Here is a 10,698-nt window from a genome sequence, read left to right as displayed (position 1 = left end):
GGTTGCGGCTGGCGGGGGTGGGAGCGGGCTCCTGGTGGGGGGCATCGGGGCCGGGGTGGGGGGCGACTTCGAGGGGGTCGCGATCGGCGGCGTCGGCCTGGGGAGCGGGGGCGACCTGCGCGGCGTCTCGGTGGCCGGCATCGGGACGGGCGCCGGGGGGCGGATCAGCGGGGTGCACGTGGCCGGGGCGGGGATTGCATCTGGCGGCGGCCTCACCGGGATATTCGCCTCCGCCGGTGGCGTGGGGAGCGGCGGGACGGTGAAGTGGGTCGCCCTGGCCGGCCTTGGCGTGGGGGCGCCGCGCATCGAGGGGGTCGCCGTGGGCGGTCTCGGGGTGGGGGGGCGTGACCTGAACGGGTTGATGCTGGCTGGCGCGACGGTGCGGGTGGTGGAGGACGGGATGCTGCGCGGGGTTGGAGTGAGCGCGGTGAACTACATCCAGGGGACGCAGCGGGGGCTGACCGTCGGGATCGTGAACTACACGCGGCGGTTGAGCGGGGTACAGCTGGGGTTGATCAACATCGTGCGGGAGAATCCGGCGGGGCGGGTGGTGTTGCCGGTGGTGAATTGGGGGAAGTGACGGGGGCGTGCGCCGACGGACGCGGATGGAAGTTGATTTGACCCAGCTAGATGGGTAGCTTGCTTTCATGAAAGCCACCATTGACTTCGACGACGCCCTGTACCGCCGCCTCAAGGTCGAGGCTGCCCGTCGCGGGCGCACCGTGAGGGAGTTGGTCGCCGAGGGGGTTCGGTACGTGCTCGATTCGCCTGAAGGTGCGGCGCGGCGCTCCCCCGAGGGCGAGGCGGCGGAGGAATGGCGGCCGGAGTGGTTCGGTGCACTGGCCAAGTACGGACGCGCCGTGGAAGACCATTCGATGGAGGCGGTGCGCGCGAGTGTCGCCCGAGCACGCCGCCGAGAGACGCGTCGGTGAGTGTTGGACTCGACACGTCGGTAGCGCTTCGGCTTCTCACGGGGGCACCCGCGGAACAGGCCGAGATCGCGCGCGACCTGGTGGTGGCATCGCCGTCGCCGGTCGTCGTCTCCGATCTCGTCGTCGGCGAGACGTACTTCGCGCTGCGTCACCATTATGGCGTACCGCACGCAGAGGCGGTTCGGGCGTTGCTCGAACTCCTGAGCGATGCGCGAGTTCGTTGCTCCGGAGTCGCACGCGCGGTGCTCGCCGATACGGCGACGCGCAGCACCGCGAGGTCGCAACCGGGGTTCATCGATCGCCTCATTCATGCCGACTACCTTCGCGACGCAATCGATGTGGTGACGTTCGATCGCGGTCTGGGGAGGCTGGAAGGGGTGCGCGTGGTCGGATGAGGCGACACAGGAAGGACGCGCGCCCGGGTCGATGCGTGGCGCTCAATCCGGGACGGGGTCCAGATGGCGACCTGGCGCGAGTGAGCCGTACGTTGAGGCATGCGCATCCTCGCCTGCCTCAACGCCGACGTCTTCAGCTGCCTGGCCATCAACCGCCTCCTCCCGTGGCTGGCTGGTCATGACGTCTCCATCGCCCTCACCCAGCGCGTCGGCAAGCCGGGCGGCGATGCCGACGAACCGCCGGAGCGCCGCGAGTTTCGGCTGGCGGAGCAGGCGATCCCGCTCGAGCTCCTCTTCCCCCTGGTCGAGCGCGCCAACCTCCCGGATGACGGCACGCGCGCGCTGACCTTCGGCGAGCTCACCGCGCGCCGCGGGATCCCCGTTACCCCGCTCCCGCACCCAAACAGCGACGACGGGCTTGCCTGGGTGCGCGCGCAGGGGCCCGACCTGGTCGTGTCCATTCGGTATGGGGCGATCTTCAAGTCGCACGTCCTTGCGATTCCGCCGCTGGGGGTGCTCAACCTGCACTCCGGGCTGCTCCCCGCGTATCGCGGCGTGCTGGCCACATTTCGGGCGCTGGCCAACGGCGACTCTGAGATCGGGTGCACGGTGCACTACATCTCGGACGGGACCATCGACACCGGGGAGATCGTGGCGACGACGCGGACCGCGGTGGATCGGTCGCGGTCGTTGTTCTGGCACGTCGCGCAGCTGTATGGGCCGGGGGTGGCGGCGCTGGGGAGTGCGGTGCAGCGCGTGTTGCGCGGCGAGGCGCTGGCGGTGAGCGAGCAGGCGGGGGGGCGCTACTACACGTACCCGACGGGTGAGGAGTGGGGGCGGTTTGCGGCTGACGGGTGGCGGGTGGTGACGCTGGAGGATGTGGGGGAGGTGTGGGGGAGGTTTGGGGTGGGGGGGTAGGGGCGCAACGCGCGAGCGCAGGCTCTGGAGCCCGAGGTGTCCGCTGCGCTGGGGGCCGGCCGCATGCGATTGCGTTGGGGAATCCGGCAACTCGCCCTCCGCGGGTCGAGCCGCTCCTGCAACACTGTCGTCTCGGTCGTCCGCGCGTGACACTGGTAACGGAGGCCAGCGCAGAAGTGCGACTCGTCCTGGCGGACTGTCACCCCCGATCGCCAGTATGCAGGCATGTCGCCATCAGTGAATCGCGTTCCCGTTCGCCCGTCGGCGTGGTATGCGGCGCCGATCGAACAGTTCCGGAGTGAGGGCGCGAGGTCGATCATCGGTGACCTCACGTCGTCCAGTCCTTTCGACGTCGATGTGGCACAGGCGGATGCATGGCATCGCCAACTGCCGTTGCTCCGGACGGCGCTCGACTCGTTGGGAGGGTGGCTCTACCTCGAGTTCGAGGTGCCGCGACTCGGCAGCCGTATCGACGCTGTCGCAATCGTGGGCCGTGCCGTCATCCTCATCGAATTCAAGGTCGGCGAGCGGGAGTATCGTCGCGCGGACTATGAACAAGCTTGGGACTACGCGCTCGACCTCAAGAACTTTCATGAAGCGAGCCACGCCGCCGACATCTTCCCGATCTTGATGGCCACGGAGGCTGCGTTCGCTGATTCGGAGTGGAACGCACCCCATGCCGATGGCGTGCGTCCACCGAGACGATGCAACACGAATACGCTTGCGGTGGCGGTTCTGGAGGCGATACGTCAGGCAGCTGGACCCACTCTCGACGGAGCTGAGTGGGGGCGTGCACCATATCGCCCGACGCCGACGATCATCCAAGCTGCCCGCGCGCTCTACGCCAATCACGCGGTCGAGGCGATCTCGCGCAATGATGCTGGCGCCGTCAACATCGGTGTCACCTCACGTCGAGTGGAAGAGATCATCGATCGGGCGAGACTAGCTGGCCAGAAGGCCATCGTCTTCATCACGGGTGTTCCCGGCGCAGGAAAGACACTGGTCGGTCTCAACGTGGCCACGCAACGACGGGATGCAGGTGAAACGCACGCCGTGTATCTCTCTGGCAATGGTCCGCTCGTTGCCGTGCTGAGGGAGGCGCTCACCCGCGACGACCTGGAGCGGCGAAAGGCGAGGGGAGAGCGTGTCCGCAAGGGAGTTGTTGCGCAGCCGGTGAAAGCGTTCATCCAGAACGTCCACCACTTTCGGGACGACGGGCTGCGCGACGAATCCCGCCCTCCCATTGATCGCGTCGTCATTTTCGACGAGAGCCAGCGAGCCTGGACGAAGGAAAAGACCTCCGACTTCATGAGGCGTCGGAAGAAGCGACCCGATTTCAACCAGTCGGAGCCAGCATTCCTGCTGTCGTACATGGATCGGCACCCAGACTGGTCAGTCGTCGTCTGCCTGGTGGGTGGAGGGCAGGAGATTCACACGGGTGAGGCGGGGGTCGGCGAGTGGCTCACTGCTGTAGGTGACGAGTTCCCGGGGTGGGAGTTGTACATCTCGCCCAACCTGCATGATTCGGAGTACGCGATCGGTGAGCAGCTCGCCGCGCTCGTCGACTCCGGGCGTGTGAGGCTCGAGCCGCACCTCCACTTGGCCGTCTCGATGCGATCCTTTCGCGCGGAACACGTCTCCGCCTTCGTCAAGGCAGCGCTGGACGGCGAGGTGCGGACGGCGAGGGAGCTGCTACGCGCCCTCGGCGCCAGGTATCCTATTGTCCTCACGCGCGACCTGCACGTGGCACGTCGATGGCTGCGCAGGCAGGCACGAGGGTCCGAGCGCGCGGGCATCGTCGCGTCGTCACAAGCGCAGCGGCTCAAGCCGCACGCGATAGACGTGCGGGTGAGCATCGACCCGGTGCACTACTTCCTCGACGAGCCGAGCGACACCCGATCATCTTCCTTTCTCGAGGACGCTGCGACGGAATTCCAGGTGCAGGGGCTCGAGCTGGACTGGACGTGTGTCAGCTGGGATGCCGACCTGCGGAGAGGGAATGGCGGCTGGTCGCATCACGCCTTCCGGGGCGATCAGTGGACGCGGGTCCACAAGGAAGACCGTCGCCGATACCAGATCAATGCCTACCGAGTTCTCCTGACGCGTGCGCGACAGGGGATGGTGGTCTTCGTTCCGCCGGGCGATGGGGACGATGTGACGCGGGCCCCTTCATTCTACCAGGGAACGTTCGATTACCTGCAGGACCTGGGGCTTCCGGTGATCGCGACATGAGTGCGCCGTCGGGGCGCTTCGTCGCGCGGCGATGCGCCGAGCAAAATGCCGACTGCAATACACGTGTAGCGACGCTCGCTGATGGATCGCGCCGATCACGACTGGACGCCCTGTGATGCCTTCAGCACGCGACTGAGTTCGACGGCCAGCTCATAGGTCGTCCTCCACCGTTGTCCGCCGGAGGGCTGGTTGCGCATGTGATTGAGGGCGATCATGAGCTCCTCGGCCAGTGAGCGCGGAAGTGAAATGGTGTCCATGCACAACTCCTGGGCGGCATGGCTGTTCACGGCATGAAGGACGACTGATCTCGCCATGAGGTGGACCTCATCGTCGCCGAGTATCCGGACATGTAGAGGGATGCCAGCAGCTCAGGGCGACGCGCCCCGTGTGATCCTCGCTTGAGAAGATCACATGGGGCGGCACGCTGGCTGGAGTGCACCGCTGCCTTTACCGCCTGCTCGACGGCGGCACCATCCCCTTCATCCGCATGTACGTCACCATGTTCCCGTAGTGCTCCCCGTCGTGCACCGCGTTGAGCGCCAGCGCCCCGGCGCGCGTCATCTTCATCCCGAACAGTTCGACTCCCATCGCCGCCGATGCGGCAGGGATCCCGTACGCCTTGGCGCAGTAGACAGTCGACTCCTTGAGCGCTGCCACGAGCGCGGCCTTGGTCTTGGCTGCCTTCTCCACGGCGTCTTCGGCCGGCTGCTTGTCGCCGAGCGCGGCGGCGCACATGAGGTTCTGCGAGCCGGCCACGTGGCCGACCAGCTCACCGAACGTTCGAACCGTCGCCACTGGGCGATAGGCATAGTCGGCTTCCGACAACTCCTCGGCCGCGGCGGTGATGTTGCGGACCACCGACTCCCAGTTGGAGCGCATCGCGGCAATGCTGGGATCGGGCTGCGGCGCCTGGCCAGGGAGGGCCGATGGGATCAGGGCGCCGGCAGCGACGATCGCGGCGCAGGTCAGGGGAGCGAGCGTGCGGCGCATGGCAAGACCTCGATGGAGGGAGAGCCTTGATCCTCGCAGCGCTCGGGTGCGTCGGCAAGGTGCCGGCTGAAAGTCCGGCGGGGACGCCTCCCCGTGGCCACGTAGTGCCGCGCGCGGCCGTATCTTGAGAGACCCGCCAGCGGTCTGGTCCGTCATCCGCGGCAATCACGCGCTCCCCGCACGACTGCAAGGCCGTGGGAGCGCGCCAGTCCAGGGCCGAACCTGTCACCTATGCCTCCCGATCACCCCCGACACATCGACCTCCGCTTCCTCGAAGGGCCGCGCTCCCGCTGGTCCGAGCTCGTCAATGTCCTGAGCATCGCCGGTGAGTTCATCCGTGGCTTCCGCCGGCTGCACTTCGTGGGACCCTGCGTCACCTTCTTCGGAAGCGCGCGCTTCAAGGAGGACCACCCGTACTACGAGGCCAGCCGTGAGCTGGCGCGACGCGTCGGGCGCGTGGGGTTCACGATCATGACCGGGGGCGGGCCGGGGGTCATGGAGGCCGCCAACCGCGGCGCGCGCGACGTGGGGGCGCGCAGCATCGGGTGCGGCATCGTCCTCCCGCACGAGCAGGCGATGAACCCCTACTGCGACATCAGCCTGATCTTCGACCGCTTCTTCGTTCGCAAGGTGCTCCTCGTCAAGTACAGCATCTGCTTCGTGGTGATGCCGGGAGGGGCGGGGACGCTGGACGAGCTGTTCGAGGCGATCACCCTCATCCAGACGGGGAAGCTGGAGGACTTCCCGATCCTCCTGTACGGCAAGGACTACTGGGCGCCGATGCTGGCGCAGCTGGACCGCATGGTGGCGGAGGGGACGATCGGCCAGAAGGAGCTCTCGTTCGTCTACGTGGCCGACAGCATCGAGGAGGCGACGACGTTGCTGCAGGAGCGCCTGGTGGCGATGTGGCAGGAGCGCGAGCACCGCGGGGACAAGCCCAAGTGGTGGTTCCTGGAGCCGAGGGTGCGGACACCGTCAGCTGCAGGGTGAGCGACGGCGCGCCGGGTGCCGGTCGAAAGGCACGGCGCGGCTACGGACTACGCAGGGCGCGCGCCACTTCAGGGAGGACTCCTCGCCAGACTTCCAGAGGGCCGAGGAGCATCTCCGTGTTCACCGAACTCCCCCACGTGATGACGCGCGCCACCTGACCGGTTTGGATGGACTGGCTCACCTTGAGCAGTCGCCCGTCGAGCATGACGGCGCACCGTCCGTCCGGGAGCCACTGCAGGATCACGTCGAACCAGTCGCCGCTTCCAAGTCGGGGAGGTGCGCCGGAAATGACGATTCCGGCGGCGGTCATGCGATCGCGAAATCCGTCCCCCTCCAGCGGCGTGGGATATTCGAACTCGCAGGACGCGCGAGGGTCGGCCATGCGCTTCTCGGACCACGGGTACATCGTGCGGTGGTCCCACGCGGCCAGGCGGTCCTCGGCGAAGCCCGCAAGCAGCTCGAGGCGTTGTGTCTGCCATTGGGTCATGGTGACGTGGCTCGCCAGGCGGGCGCGGAGCGCGAGCCCGCCGCCCAACGGAAAGCGCTGGCGCGAGTAGGCGCCGCTGGTGTAGGCGGAGTCGCCGTGGTTGGAGAGGGCGAGGGTGCCATCGGCGTGCCGCCTCACGACGGGAAACGGCTCACCGAACAGGCGCCACCGCTCGCCCACCTCGCCGCGCCAGTCCTCCGCGACCAGCTGTGCCGGAGGCACGCTGCGCACCACGGCCACCAGCGAAGCGGTGCGCCAACCCCCCGCCGACACGATGACGCGAACGGCCGCTCCCTCACGGAGGCCCACCAGTTCGCCCGAAGGAGTCACGGCCACGGCCGATGTGTCGGCGCTCGTCCACCGGAGTGCGTGGAGCGCGCTCCTCGCGCCACTGGCGAGCCGCCCCGACGCCCCGACCCGGTGCGGGACCCCAGCTGCAATCACGACGGTGTCGGCCACCTCGATGGCTTCGAGCCAGGCGCGGTCGCCCCTCGGTCCGCCCTGGACCTCTGCGACGCCGACGGGGCCGCTCCGGCTGAAGGGGAGTTCCACGAAGCGACCGTCGCGGGAGAGAGGGCGCAGCGTCCACTGGCGCTCGCCCGAGACAGGATCGAGGCAGAGGCAGACCATGCCGACGCCACGCACCAGTCCATAGGATCCGCTGGCGTCGGAGAGTCGAGTCGATGTGCGTGCGCGCAGGTCGTAGCGGTAGGCGCCAGGATACACGCTCTCCTGCCCCGCCAGCAGCACCTCCTCATCGCCCGTCCAACCGATCAAGTACGTCGCCGGGAGATCGAGCGCATGACAGTCGATGTCCTCGCCATCGGCGGCGGCCACGCACAGGCTCGCCGCCTTGCCTCCCTCCGCATCTCGCACGAAGGCGATCCGCGTCCCGTCGTTGCTCCAGTGCACGCTGTGCTCGCGCGCCGGGGTCGAGGTCACGCGGGTCACGCGCCCCGTTCGCCGGTCGAGGAGCGCGACGTCGCGCCGCCCGAGCGCATCCCAGCGCGAGGTGGCGAAGGCGATCGCCGAGCCGTCTGGGGCCCAGACGGGCTCCACGTCGTCGCCCGGCGAGAAGGTCAGACGGTGCATCGTCCCGTCGCGGCGATACTCGAAGAGGTCCGTGAGCCCCGAGTCCCTGACGTGCCGCGCGAGGAGGATGGGGAGCGAATCGAGCGGCGGAGTGCGTACGGTGATCAGGTCGCTGGCGTCGATCCGCACCGGCCGCCCGACTCGCTGGAGTGCCAGCGGCTCGGCCGATCGCTCCCACCCGTTGGGCACCACGTACTCCGTTACGATCCTCGCATCGACCGAATCGGTGGTGACGACGCTGATCACCGCCCCCTCCGGCCCTGCCGTCATCCGCTGCTCCGCCGCCGCCGCGACCGCGACGCTCGCCACCACCGCCGCAGCTGCAATCCAGCGCCGCCGCGGCAGGTCGAGCCCCACGCGGCGCCACCACGGTAGCCGCGCCACCAGCGCCCGCCGCTCCCGCGGCTCCGTCCGCAAGCCGAGGAGCTCAGCGATCAGGCGGTCCACCGATCGCCGGTCGCCCAGCCGCCGCGCGCGACGCACGTAACGGTCGCACAGCTCCACCAAGTCGTCATCCCGCCCTGCGCTCATCAGCAGCGAGGCGGCGCGCGCCAGCGTTGCGGTGTCGCGCCCGCGGTGGGCCATCACCACGCCGGCCCGCCCCACCAGCCCGCGCCGCTCTTCCTCGCTCAGCTCGCGCCGCGCGGCCTCGGCGATCTCGTCGTGGGCGATCTCCACCCCGCCCTCCGCCAGCCGCACGATCCCGCTGCGTTCCAGCTCCGCCACCACCCCGCTCAGCGCTTCCTCGCCCACCTCGGTACACTCGGCGACGATGGCCAGCGGGAGCGGGGCGCCGACGCAGGCCAGGAGCTGGACGCAGTCGCGCTGCCGGGCGCCGAGGGCGTTGACCCGCGCACGCAGCGCCTCGCCCGAGTCCAGGAGGGCATCGAGCAGCGGCATGTCGCCCAGCTCCCACGTGGAATCGACGACCCGCAGCGCCCCGCGCTCCACGGCCAGCTGCAGCGTCTCCAGCAGGTGCAACGGTGACCCACCCACCTGGCGCGCCAGCCGGTCGCAGAGCGACTCGGCCCACGGCTCCTCGGGAAGCTGGGCGATGGAGGCGACGAGGGTGGTCACCGACTGGTGCGAGAGCGGCGACAGCGGGAGGGTGGCGAAGCTCCGCGGGACGCCGCGCGCCACCTGGTCGCGCTCGGCGACGACGACCATCAGGCGATGGCGGTCGAGCCCCTCGAGCGCCGAGAAGAGGACGTCGCGCGAGGTGCCGTCGCACCAGTGCATGTCATCGAGCAAGAGCGCCAGCGGGCGCTCCTCGCTCAGGGCGCCGAGGAGTTCGCGCAGGGCGCCGCGCCGGGCCACGGTCTCGGTGGCCTGGTTGGCGGTCGCGCTCGCCCCCTTGAAGACCTCGGCGGCGGCGGGGGCGAGGGCCACGAGGACGCTCGCCGTGCGCGGAGCGACGCCGAGGGCGCCGGGGAGGGAGCACAGCCGCCCGATGAGGTCACTGGCGAACGACCACTCGATGGTGCGGCTGGCCCAGTCGGCGCGGGCGTGCACCACGTCGCGGCGCATGGAGTCGAGCCGGGCCGCGAACTCCTGCAGCAACCGCGTCTTCCCCATCCCGGCCGGGCCCGTCAGGTGCACGCCGTGCAGCCGTCCGCGCACCGTCTCGTCCCAGCGCCGCACGAGGGCGGCGAATTCGGCCTCGCGGCCCACCAGTTCGCGGGTGGCGAGCAGGGCGACGCGCTCGTCGGGCGTCACGGCGGGGGCGGCCGGGTGCTTGACGCTGGCGACGACGGCGCGGGTGGCGCCGTCGAGGTTCACCCCTTCCTCGCGGGCGAAGTGCTCGAGGGCATCGACCTCCACCGCGGCGCCGACCACGTCGCGGGCGGCGACCAGCGTCTCGAGGAGGAGGCGCCACCCGCCGAGGTCGAAGGCATCGGTGTCGCGCACGCGGCGAGCGAGGGCGACGGCGTCGCGGGTGCGCCCCAGGTCGAGCCACTGCTTCACGACCACCTGTCCGCTGCGCACGAAGACCGAGCGCAGCGTGGTGCGCTCGCGTTCGCACCAGTGCTCGAACTCCTGGGCCCCCACGGCTGCAAAATTGGGGAAGAAGTCGCCGCGGTACAGCGACACGACCTGGACCAGGTCGCCCTCGGCCGACGCCGCCATGAGCTCGTCGCGGTCGCAGGGGATGGGCTCGCGGAGGGTCAGCGTCTCGCCGCGGTCGATGGTGACGACATCGGCGAGCTTCTGCTTGAGGAGCCAGAGGTGGTGGCGGAGCGCGTGGCGCCCGCCGTCCTCGTCGAGGTCGGACCAGAGGAGCTGGACGAGGTGGTCGCGTGTGGCCGAGCGCGCGGGGGCGGCGTTGAGGTAGGTGAGGAGGGCGAGAAGCTTGGAGCTGTCGAGGAGGGTGGTGGTGGCCCCGTCGTCGCCGATGTGTTGCAGCGCCGCCGCACCGAGGGTGCGAAGGTGGATCGTGCTCCCTGGGGGCATGCGGTGGGGGGGAGAAGGAGACGGTTCCAACTTGGCGACGGCTGGCGCGTCGCACGAGGGGGGTGAGCGGACGCTGGACAGTGAAAGGGGGGCGTCTCGCACGCGTCTCCGGCCCATAGACGCTGAATAGACGCTCCGGTCGCACCCTTCCAGCGAGTTCAGCCGCAAGGGGTGTCAGACCCTCGCGGGATTTTCCGGATCGGCATCGTCG

General features: G+C 69.4%; 8 protein-coding genes. 6 read left to right on the top strand and 2 right to left on the bottom strand.

What is annotated here, in order from left to right; translation table 11 throughout:
* Positions 1-34: 34 nt before the first annotated feature.
* From ABS52_14285 to ABS52_14265, 5 genes are all read left to right on the top strand, one after another.
* The gene (locus tag ABS52_14285) at positions 35-580 is read left to right on the top strand and encodes a hypothetical protein (protein ODT02381.1); all 546 of its coding nucleotides are present in this window, start codon (positions 35-37) and stop codon (positions 578-580) included.
* A 67-nt stretch (positions 581-647) separates the two neighbouring features.
* The gene (locus tag ABS52_14280) at positions 648-932 is read left to right on the top strand and encodes a hypothetical protein (GenBank protein ID ODT02380.1); all 285 of its coding nucleotides are present in this window, start codon (positions 648-650) and stop codon (positions 930-932) included.
* Positions 929-1,327: a hypothetical protein gene (locus tag ABS52_14275; GenBank protein ID ODT02379.1), complete on the top strand. Its 399-nt coding sequence runs from the start codon at positions 929-931 to the stop codon at positions 1,325-1,327. Before ABS52_14280 ends, ABS52_14275 begins: the two co-directional genes overlap by 4 nt.
* A gap of 99 nt (positions 1,328-1,426) precedes the next feature.
* The gene (locus ABS52_14270; GenBank protein ODT02378.1) at positions 1,427-2,245 is read left to right on the top strand and encodes a hypothetical protein; all 819 of its coding nucleotides are present in this window, start codon (positions 1,427-1,429) and stop codon (positions 2,243-2,245) included.
* Positions 2,246-2,470: 225 nt separating this feature from the next.
* Complete coding sequence (locus ABS52_14265) at positions 2,471-4,477, top strand: hypothetical protein (protein ID ODT02377.1); 2,007 nt, start codon at positions 2,471-2,473, stop codon at positions 4,475-4,477.
* Between the two features lie 447 nt (positions 4,478-4,924).
* Here ABS52_14265 and ABS52_14260 read toward each other — a convergent pair whose 3' ends face one another.
* Positions 4,925-5,467: a hypothetical protein gene (locus tag ABS52_14260; GenBank protein ODT02376.1), complete on the bottom strand. Its 543-nt coding sequence runs from the start codon at positions 5,465-5,467 to the stop codon at positions 4,925-4,927.
* 231 nt (positions 5,468-5,698) lie between these two features.
* On the opposite strand from ABS52_14260, the gene ABS52_14255 reads away from it, so the two are divergent.
* Complete coding sequence (locus ABS52_14255; GenBank protein ODT02375.1) at positions 5,699-6,457, top strand: Rossman fold protein, TIGR00730 family; 759 nt, start codon at positions 5,699-5,701, stop codon at positions 6,455-6,457.
* 40 nt (positions 6,458-6,497) lie between these two features.
* Here the strand turns inward: ABS52_14255 and ABS52_14250 are convergent, their stop codons facing one another.
* The gene (locus tag ABS52_14250; protein ODT02374.1) at positions 6,498-10,487 is read right to left on the bottom strand and encodes a hypothetical protein; all 3,990 of its coding nucleotides are present in this window, start codon (positions 10,485-10,487) and stop codon (positions 6,498-6,500) included.
* Between the last annotated feature and the right edge of the window lie 211 nt (positions 10,488-10,698).

The organism is Gemmatimonadetes bacterium SCN 70-22 (genome assembly GCA_001724275.1).
Lineage (GTDB): Bacteria > Gemmatimonadota > Gemmatimonadetes > Gemmatimonadales > Gemmatimonadaceae > SCN-70-22.
The sequence above is the reverse complement of the archived record's forward strand: the minus strand, read 5'-3'. Positions and strand labels throughout refer to the sequence as shown.

Bases quoted from the DNA above. Each gene is read 5' to 3' on its own strand.
- ABS52_14265 (ODT02377.1), top strand. From the start codon at position 2,471: ATGTCGCCATCAGTGAATCGCGTTCCCGTTCGCCCGTCGGCGTGGTAT.
- ABS52_14280 (ODT02380.1), top strand. From the start codon at position 648: ATGAAAGCCACCATTGACTTCGACGACGCCCTGTACCGCCGCCTCAAG.
- ABS52_14260 (ODT02376.1), bottom strand. From the start codon at position 5,467: ATGCGCCGCACGCTCGCTCCCCTGACCTGCGCCGCGATCGTCGCTGCC.
- ABS52_14255 (ODT02375.1), top strand. From the start codon at position 5,699: ATGCCTCCCGATCACCCCCGACACATCGACCTCCGCTTCCTCGAAGGG.
- ABS52_14270 (ODT02378.1), top strand. From the start codon at position 1,427: ATGCGCATCCTCGCCTGCCTCAACGCCGACGTCTTCAGCTGCCTGGCC.
- ABS52_14250 (ODT02374.1), bottom strand. From the start codon at position 10,487: ATGCCCCCAGGGAGCACGATCCACCTTCGCACCCTCGGTGCGGCGGCG.